The sequence below is a fragment of the Campylobacter concisus genome (assembly GCF_003048405.1).
GTDB lineage: Bacteria > Campylobacterota > Campylobacteria > Campylobacterales > Campylobacteraceae > Campylobacter_A > Campylobacter_A concisus_Q.
Genome location: NZ_PIQS01000001.1, coordinates 949,959 through 967,686, shown reverse-complemented (window position 1 = coordinate 967,686; position 17,728 = coordinate 949,959). Strand labels below are relative to the sequence as shown.

The window sequence follows — 17,728 nt, the reverse complement described above, 5'->3', positions numbered from 1 at the left end:
TAAATTTATTTAAAGAGTTCATAGAAAATGGCTAAATTGATTAGAAACTCAAATTAGCCATTTTGCTTGTTTTTTGGTATTTTACAACCAAAAACTTTTATATCATTTAAAAAGTGAGAGTAAGAAGTTTAATAATCCGCCGTGGCTCGCATCAAGCATTGGCTTTAATTCCATTAGAAAGACGCAGAAAAATACAAGTACAGCAAGCTGAATAAAAATATAAGGCACAACGCCTTTATAAATAGCAGTCGTTTTTATCTCAGCTGGTGCGACTGACCTTAGGAAAAATAAGCTAAAACCAAATGGCGGCGTCAAAAATGAAGTTTGTAAATTCATAGCAACTAAGATTGCTAGATAAATTGGATTTATACCAAGCTTTGCGGCTATTGGCACCAAGATAGGAAGCACAATGTATGAAATTTCAACAAAGTCGATAAAAAAGCCAAGTACAAAGATGACAACCATACTAAAAATGATAAAGCCCCACTTCTCGCCTGGCAAATTTGTCATAAATTTTTCAACAATCTCATCGCCACCAGTGTAACTAAATACCATAGAAAAGGCTGTCGCACCAACAAGTATGGCAAAGACAAGTGCTGTGGTTTTTACGCTTTCAGCCAATGCCTCTTTTATCATAGAAAATGAAAATGTCCTATAAAAAATAGCTAAAATAATGGCTCCGACGCAGCCAAAAGCTGAACTTTCAGTTGGTGTAGCGATACCTGCAAATATAGAACCCAATACGCAAATAACCAGTAAAAGTGGCGGAAAGATAGCGATTAGTGCTCTCATGATCTGCTTAAATTTACTAACACCGCTCTCATCTTTTACTACTGGTGCGGTATCTGGTTTCAAATAAGCAACAATCAAAATATAAATGATATAAACTGCTACTAGCGTGAGTCCTGGGATGATGGCTTGATGAAAAAGCTCACCAACTGGCACTGAAAATATATCACCCAAGATAATTAGCACGATAGAAGGTGGAATGATCTGTCCAAGCGTACCAGCGGCACATATAGTGCCACAACCTAGCGCTTGGTCGTATTTATACTTTAACATAACAGGTAAGCTTATAACGCCCATTGCAACGACACTTGCACCAACAACACCAGTTGAAGCTGCAAGAAGTGCTCCAACCAAGATAGTGCTAATAGCAATGCCTCCGCGAATTTCTCCAAAAAGCATACCCATACTCTCAAGTAGCCTCTCAGCTAGTTTTGACTTTTGAAGCACGACGCCCATAAATACAAAAAGTGGAACTGCTATAAAAATTCTACTCTCCATGATAGAGAAAATTCTATATGGCATGAAGTTAAACATATCTTTGAAAACTTCGATACTTCCAAGTAGCCCATCTCCGTCTCCAATACTCTCAACAATACTACCAATCATGCCAAATATCATAGAAACCGCACCAAAGGTAAAGGCTACTGGAAAGCCAATGCCTAGCATCAAAAGCGCAGCTATAAACATTATCAAACCAGCCATTATTCCCCCTTTTTAGCTTTTTTGTAAAGATTAAAATTTCTTATAAAAAAGCCAATCGCAAAAAATACAAGTAGATAAAAAGAAAAAGGAATAAGTGCTTTTATGATCCATCTGTGAGTAAGACCGCCTGGATCCGCACTAGCTTCAGCTGAAGTATAAGCATCACTCACAAATTCAAACGATAAATTTGAAACTAAAAGTGCAAATGGAATTACAAAAATAACAGTTCCTATCATATTTACAAGAGCTTTGTTCTTTGGTGAAAATTTAGCATAAAATATATCAACTCTAACGTGTGCATCTTCTTTTAATGCATAGCTCATACCAAGCAAAAATATCACAGCAAAAAAATGCCACTCAAGCTCCTGAAATGCAACGTTTCCATAAGAGAAAAAATATCTTGCCACAACGTTAAAAAAGACGTCTATTATCATCAAAGCCATAACAAACATGCAAATATAGCCGACTATATCGCCAACCTTATCAAAAAATTTCTCAACTTTTTGCATAAACAACCCTTAAAAAAACAATTTATTTATCATGATGATAAAGACGCAAACTGGCGCCACATATCTTAATAAAAAATACCACGCACTAAATACAAAGTCACTCATATATGGACTAAATAGCACATAAAGTGCCTCTCTTTTCATAAAATATCCAACAAATATCGCTCCACCTATACCACTAATTGGAAGCAGAACATTTGAAGCGGTAAAGTCAAGAAAATCAAAGAAATTTTTACCAAAGAGCATAAATTTGTCGCCAACATTTTCTATATTTGATAAAAGACATAAAAATCCTAATACAAAAACACCAGCTCCAACTATGCTAAGAGCTTTTATCCTGCTAATGCCATACTCTCTGATCAAGAAAAATACAAACGGCTCTACGATAGAGATAGCCGAAGTAATGCCAGCAAAGATAAGTGCAGCAAAAAATGCCACAGCTAAAATTTGACCTATCACACCAAGCTTTGCAAAGAGCGTTGGAAGCGAGATAAAGACAAGTCCTGGTCCTTGAGACGGCTCTGCGCCAAATTCAAATATAAATGTAAAGATAACAAGACCCATCATGATGGCTAAGACGATGTTTATAAAAACGATACTTAGCGTAGAAGTGGCTAAATTTGTATCATCGCTTAGGCTAGCTGAATATGTAATGATCGCTGCCATACCAAGAGATAGTGTCCAAAAAGCAAGCCCAAGAGCAAGCAAGAGCGAGTTAAATGAAATTTTGCTAAAGTCAGGAACAAGTAAAAACTCAGCCGATTTTGTAAAGCCATTCATCGTCATAGAAAAGATAAGCATGATTAAAACCATGATAAATAGGCTTGGCATCATCCAAACATTTAGCTTTTCAATACCACTTTTCACACCTTTTGAAAGGATAAAAAAGCAAGCTACAAATGCTATAACAAAATAAAGCGTCTGCTCGCCAAGACCATGTGTAAGAAGCTCGTTAAATATTACTTTTGAACTTTCTATATCGTTTGGAAGACCGGTAAAAGATAGTGTGAAATACTTAAAGACCCAGCCGATGATAACAATATAATAAGATGAGATTATAGCTGCGGTTACCATAGCTAAAATTCCAACTAGTTGCCATAAATTTTTATTTTTATCCGCCAACTTTCTAAAGGCATTTACACTATCGCTCTCACTAAGTTTGCCAATACTTAGCTCTGCCATAAAGATAGGTATGCCAACTAAAAACGTTATCAAAAGATATAAAATAACAAATGCCGATCCGCCATTTTCACCGACCATATATGGAAATTTCCACGCATTGCCAAGTCCAACAGCTGACCCTGCAACTGCTAAAACATAACCTATTTTAGAAAACTGTTCTTTTGCCATTATGCAATCTCCCTTACTAACACCACAAAAACTAGAACTGGTGCCACAAACCTTATTAAAAAATACCAAATTTTAAAAACAATCTCACCCATATAAGGCAAGAAAAGTTCTTTTAAAAGCTCAAATTTCATAAAGTACCCAACAAAAATGGCAAATATAATGCCACCAAGTGGGAGCATAATGTTTGAGCTAAGATAATCAAGCAAATCAAAAAAGCTCTTGCCAAAAAATGTAAGTGCTTCTTTAAAATCGCCAATGCCGCTTAATGCACATAAAATCCCTAAAAGATAAACTACGGCGCCGACAATAATAATTGATCTATTTCTACTAAATCCCAAGCTTTTATTTAAGAAAAATATAAATGGTTCAACTAGTGAAATAACCGATGTTATACCAGCAAAAAATAAAGATGTAAAAAATGCAAAAGCTAAGAAATTTCCAAGCAAACCAAGCTTTGCAAAAAGCGTTGGAAGCGAGATAAACGCTAACCCTGCGCCCTTTGATGGCTCTGAGCCAAATTCATAGGTGAATGTAAAAACTATAAGTCCGATAATCACACTAATAATTATATTTGCAAAGACTACATAAAGTGATGAAGTAAATAAATTTGTATCATTGCCTAGGCTTGATGAGTAAGTTAAAATGCAGCCAATGCCAATACACATCGTAAAAAAAGCTAACCCAAGAGCATTTAAGATAGCGCTTTGATCTATCTTTGAAAAATCAGGTACAAGTAAAAATTTAGCCGCCTCATCAAATCCATTCATGCCAAAAGAGTAGCCAAGCATAAGCAAAAGCAAAATAAAAAGCGCTGGAATAAGATATACATTTATACGTTCTATTCCACTTTTTATACCTTTTGTAAGTATAAAAAAGTAGGCAAAAAAAGCGATACTAAAGTATAAAATTTGCTCCTCTATGCCCTTTGAAGTAAAATTTACAAAAAGCGCTTCTGAGCTTGCCATATCTTTTGGAAGCTCACCAAGACTTAAGATAACGTATTTTAAAACCCAGCCGATAATGAGCGTATAAAAAGATGCGATGAATAACCCTGTCACCATCACAACACCAGCAAATTTCCAAGAATTTGCCCCCTTTGCAGCTAGACTTTTAAATGCCCCAACCGTATCAAGACGAGAAATTTTACCCATCGCCATCTCGGCAAAAAATATGCTAAGCCCAACGACAAAAGCAAAAAATAGATATATAAGTATAAACGCTGAACCACCATTACTACCGACCATATATGGAAATTTCCACGCATTACCAAGGCCAATAGCTGCTCCAATGATAGATAGAACAAAACCAACTTTACTAAATCTATCCATCATTTACCTGCTATTTGATAGATCATGATGGCACAAATTGCAACTGGAACGATGTATCTTAGAGTGAAGTACCAAATTTCAAAAAATACTTTTCCCATAAATTCACCAAAGAGTAGATATAGGCTCTCTTTTTTAAGTTTATAGCCAACAAAAAAACTAAAAATTATGGCACCTATTGGCATCATTATATTTGAAGTAAGAAAATCAAGTGCATCAAAGACTGGCTTACCAAAAATACTAAAGATATTAGCCGTCTGCGCATAATATGAAAAAATACAAAAAAGGCCTAAAATATAGACAAAAATTCCAATATAAACAAGAGCCATTTTGCGTGAAATTTCAAATTTTCTAACCAAATAATAAGCAAATGGTTCAATCATTGAAACAGCACTTGTAACACCAGCAAATAAAAGTGAAACAAAAAATGCGATGGCCATAATATTGCCAACTATCCCAAGCTTTGCAAAAAGCGTAACAAGCGAGATGAAAATAAGCCCTGGTCCACTTGCCGTACTATCAGCTCCATAAGCAAATATAAATGTAAAGACCACAAGTCCCATTATAATGCCTATTAATATGTTTATAAAGATGATAGAAAGCGTTGATTTTATAAGATTTGTCTGCTCCGGTAAATTTGCAGCGTATGTCGGTATGACGCCGACACCCATAGATAGCGAGAAGAACGCAAGTCCAAGAGCTTGCAAAACAACATCTGGCGTGATCGCACTAAAATTTGGCACAAATAAAAATTTAGCCGCCTTAACAAAGCCATCACCCATGCTAATTGCATAAAAAAGTATACAAACAAGCAGTATAAAAAGACCCGGCATCATCCAGATATTTAGCTTTTCAATGCCACTTTTCACACCTTTTGAAACAGCAAAAAATACCATTAAAAAAACCAAGCTAAAACAAACAATAGCACTACTTAAATCATTTGATAAAAGCGTATTAAACTGCGCTGCTGCTTCTTTAGTATCAGCCAAAAGTGGCGAAAAGCCAAGATAAATATACTTTAATATCCAGCCAATGACAACCATATAAAACGAAGCAATAAGTATCGCTCCTATCATAAAAAAGCCTGAAAGGGACCATATTTTTTTATGTTTTGGAGCAAGTTTATAAATGGAGCTTACAACGTCACTCTCACCAAGCTTACCAATGCTAAGCTCCGCTAAAAACGCTACAAAAGCGATAGCAAACGTGAGAAGTAAATATAAAATTATAAACGCTGAGCCACCATTGTTTCCTACCATTGTTGGAAATTTCCATGCATTACCAAGTCCAACAGCCGATCCTGCCATAGCAAGAACAAAGCCTATTTTTGAAAATTTTTCATTTATCATTGATTACCTGAGATTAAGAATAAATTAATTTTTTCAAAGATAACATAAAAAAACTTTTATTTTTCTAAGCCAAGAATTTTTTATGGGCAATTTAAATTTTTAGTGTTTTTATTTGAAACAAAGTTTTGTTTTTGTAATATTACGGCTCACAAAGTTTAAGTAGGGGACAGATCCGAAAGAGCTTTAAAATTTTAAAGGAGCAACGATGAAAAAGATCGTGTTTTTAATTCTTGGTCTTGCTGCATTTGCATTTGGCGCTGATGGCGAGATGATTAGATCATATTCAGTTATCGCTGGTGGTATTGGTCTTGGCCTTGCAGCCCTTGGTGGTGCTATTGGTATGGGTAATACAGCTGCTGCAACAATTAGCGGAACAGCTAGAAACCCAGGTGTTGGTAGCAAACTTATGACTACAATGTTTATCGCTCTTGCGATGATCGAAGCACAAGTTATCTACGCACTTGTTATTACACTTATTGTTCTTTACGCAAACCCAATGCTTGGCTAAGCGTAAAGCTTAAATTTAGCCCCTTTTTGGGGCTTTTACTCTTTTTGCGATCATGGTGGAATTGGTAGACACGCTATCTTGAGGGGGTAGTGCCGCTAGGTGTGCGAGTTCGAGTCTCGCTGATCGCACCATACTAATATTACACTTCAAAATCCAAAATCTTACAAAATTTAAAAAGGGGAATTTATGCTAGATAAAAAACGTGCTTTAAAACAGCTACAAAATGAAGCAGATGATACCGCTATCTATACGTTACTCGAAGCTAGTGAAAAAAATGAAGAAAATAAAAAAATACTTCGTAAATTAATCACTGAGGAAAAACGACATTATGCTTTTTGCCAAAAGATAACAGGTGAGAGCAGAAGTGCAAATTTATTCAAAGTCATTTTCTACACGATACTTGTTAAAATTTTTGGTACATCTTTTACTTTAAAATTTATGGAGTCACGTGAAGAAGACGCAGAGCAATTTTATCTTGGTATCGTTGATGAGTATCCTGAAGCTAAAGATATTTATGAAGAAGAAGTAAATCATGAAAACAATTTAATCTCTATGCTAAAAGACATAAAGCTCATAAATGCCGGCGGCATTGTTCTTGGTATGAATGACGCATTAGTTGAGTTAACTGGCACGCTAAGTGGCATCGCTCTAGCTTTTTCAAATACAAAATCAGTTGGTGCGACGGGCCTTATCATGGGTATTGCAGCTGCACTTTCCATGGCTGGCTCAGCATATCTTGAGTCAAAAGAAAATCCAAGCGACGAGATCAAACCGCTTACCTATTCGCTCTACACAGGTGGTTCTTACATCATAACAACGGCGTTTTTGATACTTCCATTTTTCATCTTTTCAAGTGGTGTTTACGCTGTCTTGTCGATGTTTTTCTTTGCCTTTGTTGCCATTATCACTTACAACTTTTACATAAGCGTGGCAAAAGAGCTTAAATTTTTACCAAGAGTGATTGAGATGTGTGTGATAACTTTTGGTGTTGCGATCATTTCGTTTGGTATTGGCTTTTTAGTCAAGCACTATTTTGGCTTAGATATTTAATCCAAAATTTCATACCAGGTGTAGCTATCGTCTCCAAAATTCCCACTAAATAGTGGCTTTAAATTTAGATCAAGGCTCAAGCTTTTACCATCCTTAAAATTTGAGCTTTGATAGATAAGTAGCCACTTTACATTTGCTAGCTTGCCCTCTTTTGCAAGTTTTAAAAACTCACCAGCCCCTTCAAACATGCAAAGTCCTTTTAGATTAAACTCTTTTTGAATGCTAACTTTGCGCCCTGACACGCTAAAAAGTGGTATTGTCCTATCAAATTTATCACTTCTTGAGTAGATTATGACATCTGGATTTTTGCCGCCACTTACTAGCCTACTATCAAGCTTTGGGCGATCAACTCGCACTGTGTTGCCGCCGATCACTAGCGTATCTATGACGCTTCTTAGTTTATGGACATGCGTGCGGCTAAGCTCATTTGTGATGATGCCACCACTTGCCACGCCATTTTTACTAAGAGCTATTTTTAAAAAACTAAATCCACCATTTTGATAGGCTAAAAATGGCTCAAGTAGCTTATCACAATGCTCTTTTAAAACGCCAAATTTAACTTTTATACCAGCGCTTTTAAGCAAATTACCACCGCCACTTGCTACCTTATTTTCATCGTAGCTACCTATTATCACCTCACTAAAACCAAGCTCTTTTAGTAAATTTGCACAAGGTGGCGTTTTGCCATGATGCGAGCAAGGTTCAAGAGTGACGTAGGCTTTTGCGTTTTTTAGTAAATTTGAGTGGTTGTTTAGTATAAATTCGTAAGTAAATTTTGGCTCTAAAAGGCTAAATTCGCCCTCTTTTATATTAGAGCTAAATTTATCGTTATAAGCTTTTATAAAATCTTTTTTAAATTTTTCACTTTTTTTGCAAAGTGAAAAAAATATCGCCGTTGGCTCAGCGTGCAAATATCCAGCCTTTTCATGGGCCTTACAAGACAGAATTTGCCAATTTTCATCAAGTATAAGGCATCCAACGGCTGGATTTGGATAGGTTAATATTTGAAATTTCCAAGCCTCGCTTAAAGCAAGATCCATGTAAAATTCGTCGTTCATCTATACCTCTTAAAAAAGATACTGGCGTTTGCCAGTATCTTTTTCATAAATTTACGACAAGCCGTCGATCTTGCCATCTGCGTCTATCTTCATATTGACCGCAGCTGGCACTTTTGGAAGTCCTGGCATCAGCATGATCTTACCGCAAACCGCGACGATAAAGCCAGCTCCCGTTCTAATATCAAGGTCTTTTACGCTAAATGTAAAACCCTTTGCTCTACCCAAAAGCTTCGCATCATCGCTAAATGAGTACTGCGTTTTTGCGATACAAACTGGCAAATGGCTTAAATTTAGCTCTTTTATCATCTCAAGTTTTTTAAGAGCGGCCTCTTCAAAGACTACCTCACCAGCTCCATAAATTTCCTTAGCGACTTTTTCTATTTTAGTTTTCGTATCATCACTCATCTCGTATGTGAAATTTATCTTGCTTGGCTTATCACACGCTTTTAAAACTAGCTCAGCAAGCTCAAGTGCACCTTTACCACCTTTTAAGAAATTCTCACAAACTGCCACTTCTACGCCAAGCTCACGGCAGTACTCTTTTACGAAATTTATTTCTTCATCAGTGTCAAAGCCAAATTTATTAAGCGCTACGACTACATTTTGTCCGAATTTGACTTTTAAATTTTCGATGTGTCCGCCAAGGTTTTCTATACCTTTTTTAAGGGCGTTCATATCTGGTTTTGTGATCTCATCTTTGTTGGCTTCACCGTTATATTTTAGCGATCTGATCGTACTTACAAGCACCACAGCGCTTGGCCTTATATCAGCGATCCTGCATTTTATATCTAAAAATTTCTCCGCACCAAGCTCCGAGCCAAAGCCGGCCTCAGTGATGACATAGTCTGCTAAATTTAGAGCTGTTTTTGTTGCGATGACGGAGTTGCAGCCGTGTGCGATGTTTGCAAATGGACCACCATGCACGAGCGTAGGTGTATGTTCAAGTGTTTGAAATAAATTTGGCTTGATCGCATCTTTTAAAAGTATACAAACAGCGTCTTCGCAGCCTAGATCACGTACATAGATAGGCTTTTTGTCGCTATCATAGGCGACCATGATGTTTGCCACGCGCTCTTTTAGATCAGAGAGGCTCGTAGCCAGACAAAGCACAGCCATAATCTCGCTTGCAGCAGTGATGTTAAAGCCATCTTCTCTTGGCACGCCGTCCGTTCTACCACCCTGTCCTACTGTGATAAATCTAAGCGCGCGATCATTCATATCCATACAGCGCTTCCATAAAATTTTCTCTATTTTGAGTGGGTTTTCTTGATAAAGACTATTGTCTATCATCGCCGAGATAAGATTATTTGCCGATGTTATAGCATGAAAATCGCCTGTAAAGTGTAAATTTAGATCTTCCATCGGCGCAAGCTGCGAGTAGCCGCCACCTGCTGCTCCACCCTTTATGCCAAAAACTGGTCCAAGAGATGGCTCGCGAAGTGCTAAACAAACCTTTTTATTAAGTGAATTTAGTGCGTCAGCTAGACCGATCGACATAGTCGTTTTGCCTTCGCCGTATGGGGTTGGGTTAGTCGCGGTGACTAAGATGAGCTTTGAGTTTGATGGCTCAAGTCTAGGGGAAATTTTAGCCTTAAATTTTCCGTAAAGCTCGAGCTCTTCTTCACTTAAGCCTAATCTTGCGGCAACTTTACTGATATGTTCTAGCTTTGTTTGATGAGTTATCTCAATGTCGCTTAGCATTTTACCACTCCAAATATGTTTTTGCTTTTTTTATCTCACTGATGTTGATCTCAAAAATCCCCTCTTCGTTTTCAACTACAATGTTCTCTTCATCTGCTTTTATGAGTCTTCCTGTAAATTTATCAGCCTCGGTTTGAACTTTCACAAGCTCGCCAACACTCGCTTTAAAATGAGACGGCTTACTAAGTTTTCTTTCAAGACCGGGTGAGCTAACCTCTAGGTTGTAGTCTCCACTAACTGGCGGGGTCACGTCAAAAATAGGTGAGAGCAGACGGCTTACTTTTTCGCAGTCATCAAGACTCACTCCGCCATTTTTTGTGATGTAAACTCTAAAAATAGCCCTGCCGTTTTCATTTGCGATCTCGCTGTCGTAAAGCTCGACGCCACATTCGCGTACTAGTTTGTCTAAATTATCCATTTTTGTTTAAATCCTTTGAAATTTTATCAAACAACTTATCCATATGGTTTTGATACTCTAATCTATCGTCAAATTTAAAGTGAAAATTTGGACATCTATACCAACCCTCAGCTGCCATGCAGTGGTTTTGCAAATGCCTACAAACTCGCTTTAAATGTCCCAAAATATACTCTTGTTCACGCTCATCAAAAGCCATTTTATCAAGATAAACAAAGGCGTCGTATCTGCCCTTTTTACATTCGACATCAGTGACACAAAGCCCCTTTAAAATACCATCTTCAAGAGTAGCTAGAGCCTCTGGAATGAGCTCTTTTAGCACACTCTCTGTTCTCATACGCTTTATTTCGTTAGCGTTCATAGAGTAGCTTTCTCCTTGACTTCTTTAAAGCTTTCGATATAGTCGTTTTCTCTGATGTCGTTGAAATTTTCGATACCAACGCCACACTCATAACCTTTAGCGACCTCTTTGACATCATCCTTGAAGCGTTTTAGTGAGCTTACTAAGCCCTCATAAACGACCACGCCTTCTCTAATAAGGCGAATTTTTGCACCTCTGTTTATTGTGCCCTCAGTGACGATACATCCAGCAATAGCACCAACTTTTGGTACATGGATCACTTGGCGAACCTGAGCTTGACCAAGCTGCTCTTCTCTGATGATCGGCGACATTAATCCACCCAAAATCGCCTTCACATCGTCAATTAAATTATAAATAACGTTATAAGTTTTAATCTCAACGCCACTCTCTTTTGCTTTTTCTTTTATCTCGCCAGTTGGCCTTATGTTAAAGCCAAGAATTACGCAGTCCTCACTCGCACTAGCAAGTGCCACGTCGCTCTGTGTGATGCCACCAACACCTGAGTGGATGACATTTACCCTGATCTCATCATTTGCTAGTTTTTCTAGACTTGCTTTTAGTGCCTCAAGTGAACCACCAACGTCAGCTTTGATGATGACTGGAAGCGTCTTTAACTCACCCTCAGCGATCTTAGCACTAAGCTCGTCAATACTAACTTTCGTGCTCTTACTAAGCTCTTTTTGGCGGATATATTCAGCCTTTTTCTGCGCGTATTCACGAGCCTCTTTGTCAGTTTTTACGCCTATTAATGTCTCGCCTGCCTCTGCTATCTCGCTAAGACCTACTATCACGCCACATTCACCTGGTTTTATATCTTGCAAAGGTTTACCTTGATCATCAAGTAAGCTTCTTATCTTTCCATACGCAACGCCAGCTACGACAGTATCCCCAACATGAAGCGTGCCATTTTCAACGATGATGGTAGCTACTGGACCACGGCCTTTTTGAAGTGAGCTCTCGATAACAGTTGCTTTTGCATTTGCCTTTGGATTTGCTTTTAGTTCTAAAAGATCAGCTTGTAAAAGTACGATCTCAAGTAGATCATCTATACCCATGCCTGTTTTTGCAGAGATTGGCACAAATTCATACTTTCCGCCCCACTCTGTTGGCATGATATCAAGCTCGGCAAGACCAGTCTTTACTAGGTCAGGATTTGCTGACTCTTTATCCATTTTATTTATAGCAATGATTATTGGTACGCCTGCAGCTTTTGCGTGACTAACCGCCTCTTTTGTTTGTGGTTTTACGCCGTCATCTGCTGCAACAACAATGATAACTATATCAGTTACACCAGCCCCTCTTGCACGCATAGCAGTAAACGCTTCATGACCTGGAGTGTCGATAAATGTGATATTTTTGCCGTTTTTGTTTACCATGTAAGCACCGACATGCTGAGTGATACCACCAGCCTCTCCTGCTGCTACACGTGATTTTCTTATGTAATCAAGCAATGAAGTTTTACCATGATCAACGTGACCCATGATGGTTATGACTGGTGCTCTTGGCTGGAGATTTTCATCGTCTTTTATCTCTTCTTCATAGGCTGCTACGTAGTCAAATTCTTTTTGATCGTCGATGATATTAACCTCTACATTAAACTCATCAGCCAAAATTTCTATCGCATCTTCATCCAAAAAGTCATTTTTTGTTGTCATCATACCAAGCATAAATAACTTACCTATGATCTCACTTGGCTGCTTATTTAGCTTTTCAGCAAATTCATAAACACGAATTTCTTTTGGAATATTTACAGACGTCACAGCTTCATTGTTTTGTTTATTTTCAGGCTTTTTGTGTTTTTTTCTAGCTCTTCTTTGAATACCACCTTCGCCAAATGAATTTATCGTATTGTTGACCGTAGTTCTCATAACATTTGGCTGTTTTGTCTTTTGAGCAGGTACTGGTGCTGGGGTTTTAAAGCTAAAATCAGGAAGAACAACTACATCTTCATCTTCTAGTACGATGTCACCAAAATCACTTCCGCCAAGCAGATCCATCTTCTGGGCGCTATCCTTTTTACTTGCAACAACTACTTTTTTATCTTTTTTCTTTTTCTTAGCTAAATTTTCATCATTTGCTGAAAACATACTTTTAAAATCGCTTATGTTAGCTATGCTTGGTTCAGGCTTTTTCTCTTCTTTTGTAGCAATTGGCGCTTCATAATCTTTTTTCTTTTTTACTATCACAAGACCACGTCTTTTTTGAGTCACATCAGCCAAACTCTCTTTTGGTCTTGGAGCTTCGACTTGTTTTTGCTCTACTTTGATTTCTTCTTTTTTAGGCTCAATTTTTTGTTTTTCTTCTAAAATTTGTGCCTCTTTCTTAGGCTCAGCTTTTACTGACTTTGACTCAGTTTTAGTAGTAGCTTTTTTAGGTTCGCTTTTTTGTTTTTCTTCTTTTTTTACTGACTCTTTTTCTACTTCTTTTTTAGGCTCTTTTTTTGATTTAGGTTCACTCTTTTTCTTTTTAAATTTATCTGGTATCACGCCAGTTTGAACATATTCATATATAGCTTCGGCCTCTTCAAGGCTAACTGCATTTGAGTGAGTTTTGACTTTTAATCCTAACTCTTGAGCTTTTTCTACTATCTCTTTACTTGGATAGCCAAGCTCGTTTGCGATCTCTGAAATCCTAACATTGCTCATTTAAGAGTATCTCCTTTAACTTCGGTGCATCACAAATAAAAGCACCTTTAGTTTGTTTATCAATTATTTTTTTTAAAATTTTTATATCTTTTTGTATACATTTGTCACACAAATAAAAGCTACGACCATTTCCTTTGCCATGCTCTAAATTTTTACCTACCAAGCGGTATCTTTTTAGCAAGCTCTGAGAAATTTTAATTTTACAAGCGACACATGTCCTTACAGGATTATTTTTGTTCATTATATCTTTTTAAACTTGTTTTTAGCTTTGCGTAATTTCGTATCCATCGTTATCAAATGAAAAAACCTCAACCCTAAAATCACCAAATTTACTCTTTAAAATATCTTGTAAATTTTTAGCATCATCTTTGTAAGCGATGTTTAAAAAGCTTGAACCTGAGCCTGAAAGCGTGCTCATTAAAGCACCATTTTCATAAGCTACTTTTCTAACTTCAAAAAGTTCTTCTAAAGCGTGCATTCTACGCTCTTCATGCATCAAATCTTTGCTTGCTATTTTTAAGAGATCATACTTTTTTTCATAAAAACAAGACGTTAAAAAAGCAGCATGAGATAAGTTATTTACACACTCTTTCATCGTATAGTTCTTTGGTAAAATTTGTCTTGACGAGGATGTACTCATTGGTTTATTTGGGATAACAACTACTGCTTTTATCTCGTCACTTAAATTTATTTTATTTGCGTAGACATTGCCATTTTTTACGATCGCGCTGATAAATCCGCCGTGAACTGCTGGCGAGATATTATCAGGATGGGTTTCATAGATGATAGCTTTATTTAAAACTGTATCTTTACTTGCCTTAAAGCCAGCCATTTCGTACGCTGAAGCAATGGCCCCAACGATAACAGCGGAGCTACTGCCAAGTCCCCTTGAAAATGGAATATTATTTTCAAAAACGACTCTAAAATTTCCATTTTTTCCAGTTAGCTCAAAAAAAATTTCATTAAAAATACTTAAGAATATATTATTTCTCTTTAAATTTACACTTCCACTGCCTTCGCCGTTTATCGACACTGAGCTAAATTTTGCTGGCTCGATTTTCACACTATTAAAAAGCTTCAAACTAAGCCCCAAAGCATCAAAACCAGGGCCCAAATTCGCACTTGTTGCAGGCACTAAGATATTCAAAATTTCTCCTAAACTGCTTGGATGATATAATCTGGAAGTGTATCTGAATTTAGTTTTAATTCATCTAAATTTAAAGGCAACCTAAATCCTACTGGCCCTACTTTTTCAAGTAAAATTTTGCCATCTTTTAAAATGAAGCTTAAATTTTTATTTGCTCTGATCGCTTGGCCTCCATTTAAGCTAAAGCCGCTAACCGCATAAAATTCGCAACCCTTTGCTAAAGAGAAAGTCTTTAAGATAACATAGGCCACCTTTAACCCCATAAAGCTTCCTGGCGTATTTGCATAGATAATTTTTGTGATATTAAATTTAGAGGATAAATTTTCTAAGATTTTTATCAAAGCTTCACTGACATGTTCATCAGTAGTAATTTCATCAAATTTTACGCCGTCTTTATAAACCCCAACCAAGAGCGGAGTCGATAAAGAGACAACTAAAATTTCAATACTTTCTATGCAAATACCTTTTGATACTCTTTTAGAAGTTCGCCATTTAAGGTTGCGATCTCGTAGTTTTTCTCATCGGCCATCAAAGCAAGAGTTAATTTGTGATTTAGATCATGACTTCCAGCAAATGCTGTATAATCGCCCAATAAAGGCGCCCCAAGCAAGCTCAAATCACCAATCGCATCTAAAATTTTGTGCCTTACAAACTCATTTTCAAATCTCAAACCTTCTGGATTTAGGATATGCGTATCATCGATTGCCACGGCATTATCAAGCGATGCACCAAGAGCTAAATTTTGAGCTTGCAAACGTTGTAAATCTTTCAAAAATCCAAAAGTTCTAGCACGAGCTATATTTTTTATAAATGAGCTTTTACTAAAATCAAAAACATATCTTTGTTCACCAATAACTGGATGATCAAATTTTATCGTATAGTCAAATTTTGGACTTCTTGAAGGTGAAGTTCGTACAAATTTAGAACCCTCAACAACCTCAACTTCACGTCTGACAAGAATTACTTTTTTGCCAGCATCAAGATATCTTATGCCAGCCTCATCAAGTAGCATACAAAAGCTTATTGCACTACCATCCATCACTGGAATTTCATTTGCATCAACAGAAATTCTAATATTATCAATGCCATAACCATTTATGGCTGACATTAGATGCTCAATCGTACTAATAAAGCCCTTTTCGTTGCCAACAACAGTTGCCATCTGCGTATTTATAACATTTTTAGGTTCAGCTTTAAAACTAATACCAAGATCTTCGCGGTGCAAAATAATGCCAGAATTTGCATCAAGAGGTTCTAGTATAAGTCTTATCGGCTCACCTTTATGAAGCCCTATACCAACGGTCTCAACGCGTCTTGCGATAGTAGTTTGTTTCAAGAATTTTCCTTATATTTTTAATCCGCTTATGATAGCACTAAAAAATCAATTTTGCAAATTTTTAGTTTTTATCTATCATCGCTTTTGCAGCATCTAAAACACTTGTGATATTGTCTTTTATCCACTTTTTATCCATCCATTGTTGAGGTCTTACCTCTTCGCCTTGGACTAAAATTCCAAAGTGAAGGTGATCACCAAGTGCAAGACCACTAGTTCCAGTAGTGCCTATTTGATCACCAGCCACCACCATATCGCCCTCTTTTACTCTAGTGCTTGAGCAGTGTCCATAAAGCGAATAAAGCCCAAATCCATGATCAATCACAATATTTAATCCATAAATTCCATTTTCAGATGCAAGTACGACACGGCCGGCATTGCTAGCTATTATAGGAGCTGCGGCCACACTTGCAAAGTCTATTCCCATATGCCATGATTCGCTTACTTGCTCGTTATTATATGTATAGTATCGGTGATCGGCGAAGTCAGCCACTTTTTTACCATTTCTTAGTGGATAAAATGGTGTCGCACTAAAGCCAGTTAACATCTCATCGCCAGGGTTTGTAGTAAGTGCTGTTATTTTTTCTTCGTTTGAATTTCTAAGCGTTTCATTGACAAATCTCATTTTCTCAAGCCTTGAAAGCGCGCTTGGATCTTTTGCATATTGATCAGTTAGATCAACTATCTTACCATCTAAAAATCTATCATTTAATGCAATAGTTGAAGTTTTATACTTTACATTTTCATAAAAATATCTAACATGAGACTTGCTTTCATTGCCTGCAAAGTCTCTTGCAATGACCTCAGCACTAAAATTTTCAACCTGAACTGGCCAAGCAACGAGTGCTGCATAAAAGCCCTCTTTATAAAATGGTACAGCCTTAAATTTTTTACCAAAATTTGTCTGGACATAGACCTCTTTTAGCTGATTATCAGTTGCCCTAAAGACCACAACCGCGCTACCACCTTTTGAGATAGAATAAGACTGCGAAAGCACGTAAAGATCAGGTTTTGAAGTATCAAGCACGACTTCAACTTTTTTGCTAGCTTTGTTGCCAGTAAAAAAGCTCCATTTACTGGTATCCACAGCCTCAATATTCATCTCATAAGTATCTTTTTGAGCAAAAAAGCCAGTCTTTGGGAAGGTCAAATTTACATCAAGCTCAGTACTTGGATTTTGTATGATTTGATTTAACAAATTTAGATCATTTTTCCCATCATTCATACTAATTCGTACAAATTTTATACCGCTATCATCTTTAAATTTGATATTCATTGGAGTTCTAAGATTCCAATAAACTTTATCAGCAACACCAATTATCGGCTCGTTTCGCTCAAAATCTTTTGACATCAAAGCATAGCCAAAACCACCGGCTAAAATTAAAATTAGTAAAAGCACAACAATACCAAAACCACCAATTCCACGTCTATACATATATTTTTACCTTAAATTTTATTTGCGAAATTTTACATTTAATCAATAAAT

Annotated in this window: 17 protein-coding genes and 1 tRNA gene; 3 read left to right on the top strand and 15 right to left on the bottom strand. The window is 36.9% G+C overall.

The genetic code is table 11. The features are described 5' to 3' along the window. Positions 1-102: 102 nt before the first annotated feature. The 5 genes from CVT18_RS05090 to CVT18_RS05070 are packed head-to-tail and all read right to left on the bottom strand — an operon-like array spanning position 103 to position 6,024. Positions 103-1,491 (bottom strand): TRAP transporter large permease, encoded by a 1,389-nt coding sequence (locus tag CVT18_RS05090; protein ID WP_054196248.1) that lies wholly within the window; start codon positions 1,489-1,491, stop codon positions 103-105. After that, positions 1,491-2,000, bottom strand: a complete 510-nt coding sequence (locus CVT18_RS05085; RefSeq protein WP_087579692.1) for a TRAP transporter small permease subunit — start codon at positions 1,998-2,000, stop codon at positions 1,491-1,493. The genes CVT18_RS05090 and CVT18_RS05085 overlap by 1 nt, the downstream gene beginning before the upstream one ends. Before the next feature lie 9 nt (positions 2,001-2,009). Further along, entirely contained in the window at positions 2,010-3,350 is a 1,341-nt protein-coding gene (locus CVT18_RS05080) for a sodium-dependent transporter (protein ID WP_107824301.1), read from the bottom strand. Then, positions 3,350-4,681 carry a sodium-dependent transporter gene (locus CVT18_RS05075; protein ID WP_107824300.1) on the bottom strand — a complete coding sequence of 444 codons (1,332 nt, stop codon included), beginning with the start codon at positions 4,679-4,681 and terminating at the stop codon, positions 3,350-3,352. The genes CVT18_RS05080 and CVT18_RS05075 overlap by 1 nt, the downstream gene beginning before the upstream one ends. After that, the gene (locus CVT18_RS05070; RefSeq protein WP_107824299.1) at positions 4,678-6,024 is read right to left on the bottom strand and encodes a sodium-dependent transporter; all 1,347 of its coding nucleotides are present in this window, start codon (positions 6,022-6,024) and stop codon (positions 4,678-4,680) included. The genes CVT18_RS05075 and CVT18_RS05070 overlap by 4 nt, the downstream gene beginning before the upstream one ends. Before the next feature lie 205 nt (positions 6,025-6,229). Here CVT18_RS05070 and CVT18_RS05065 point away from each other — a divergent pair, with 205 nt between their 5' ends. The 3 genes from CVT18_RS05065 to CVT18_RS05055 all read left to right on the top strand — a co-directional run bounded on the left by CVT18_RS05065 (position 6,230) and on the right by CVT18_RS05055 (position 7,582). Beyond that, positions 6,230-6,532: a F0F1 ATP synthase subunit C gene (locus CVT18_RS05065; RefSeq protein ID WP_004317263.1), complete on the top strand. Its 303-nt coding sequence runs from the start codon at positions 6,230-6,232 to the stop codon at positions 6,530-6,532. A gap of 46 nt (positions 6,533-6,578) precedes the next feature. Next, positions 6,579-6,663: transfer RNA gene (locus CVT18_RS05060), tRNA-Leu, on the top strand. 55 nt (positions 6,664-6,718) lie between these two features. Further along, a complete protein-coding gene (locus CVT18_RS05055) occupies positions 6,719-7,582 on the top strand; it encodes a VIT1/CCC1 transporter family protein (RefSeq protein ID WP_103629130.1) in 864 nt (287 codons plus the stop codon). On the opposite strand, the gene ribD is transcribed toward CVT18_RS05055, so the two are convergent. The 10 genes from ribD to CVT18_RS05005 form a co-directional block, all read right to left on the bottom strand. Next, positions 7,579-8,640, bottom strand: coding sequence for a bifunctional diaminohydroxyphosphoribosylaminopyrimidine deaminase/5-amino-6-(5-phosphoribosylamino)uracil reductase RibD (gene ribD / locus CVT18_RS05050; RefSeq protein ID WP_103629131.1), 1,062 nt, complete (start codon positions 8,638-8,640; stop codon positions 7,579-7,581). The two genes, CVT18_RS05055 and ribD, sit on opposite strands and share 4 nt — an antisense overlap. Positions 8,641-8,691: 51 nt before the next feature. Next, entirely contained in the window at positions 8,692-10,341 is a 1,650-nt protein-coding gene (locus CVT18_RS05045) for a formate--tetrahydrofolate ligase (RefSeq protein WP_103629132.1), read from the bottom strand. Position 10,342: 1 nt separating this feature from the next. Further along, positions 10,343-10,759, bottom strand: a complete 417-nt coding sequence (gene rimP, locus CVT18_RS05040) for a ribosome maturation factor RimP (RefSeq protein WP_103629133.1) — start codon at positions 10,757-10,759, stop codon at positions 10,343-10,345. Continuing rightward, positions 10,752-11,117 (bottom strand): 30S ribosome-binding factor RbfA, encoded by a 366-nt coding sequence (gene rbfA, locus CVT18_RS05035; protein WP_084108756.1) that lies wholly within the window; start codon positions 11,115-11,117, stop codon positions 10,752-10,754. The genes rimP and rbfA overlap by 8 nt, the downstream gene beginning before the upstream one ends. Then, positions 11,114-13,762, bottom strand: coding sequence for a translation initiation factor IF-2 (infB, locus tag CVT18_RS05030; RefSeq protein ID WP_107824298.1), 2,649 nt, complete (start codon positions 13,760-13,762; stop codon positions 11,114-11,116). Before infB ends, rbfA begins: the two co-directional genes overlap by 4 nt. Next, positions 13,749-14,003 (bottom strand): hypothetical protein, encoded by a 255-nt coding sequence (locus tag CVT18_RS05025; RefSeq protein ID WP_084108762.1) that lies wholly within the window; start codon positions 14,001-14,003, stop codon positions 13,749-13,751. Before CVT18_RS05025 ends, infB begins: the two co-directional genes overlap by 14 nt. Positions 14,004-14,024: 21 nt before the next feature. After that, on the bottom strand, positions 14,025-14,909 hold the full coding sequence (thrB, locus tag CVT18_RS05020; RefSeq protein WP_107824297.1) for a homoserine kinase: 885 nt from the start codon (positions 14,907-14,909) through the stop codon (positions 14,025-14,027). A gap of 8 nt (positions 14,910-14,917) precedes the next feature. Beyond that, on the bottom strand, positions 14,918-15,319 hold the full coding sequence (locus CVT18_RS05015) for a glycoprotease (RefSeq protein ID WP_103629137.1): 402 nt from the start codon (positions 15,317-15,319) through the stop codon (positions 14,918-14,920). 41 nt (positions 15,320-15,360) lie between these two features. After that, positions 15,361-16,245, bottom strand: a complete 885-nt coding sequence (gene lpxC / locus CVT18_RS05010) for a UDP-3-O-acyl-N-acetylglucosamine deacetylase (protein ID WP_084041565.1) — start codon at positions 16,243-16,245, stop codon at positions 15,361-15,363. A gap of 61 nt (positions 16,246-16,306) precedes the next feature. After that, positions 16,307-17,677 (bottom strand): M23 family metallopeptidase, encoded by a 1,371-nt coding sequence (locus tag CVT18_RS05005; protein ID WP_103629138.1) that lies wholly within the window; start codon positions 17,675-17,677, stop codon positions 16,307-16,309. Positions 17,678-17,728 lie beyond the last annotated feature (51 nt).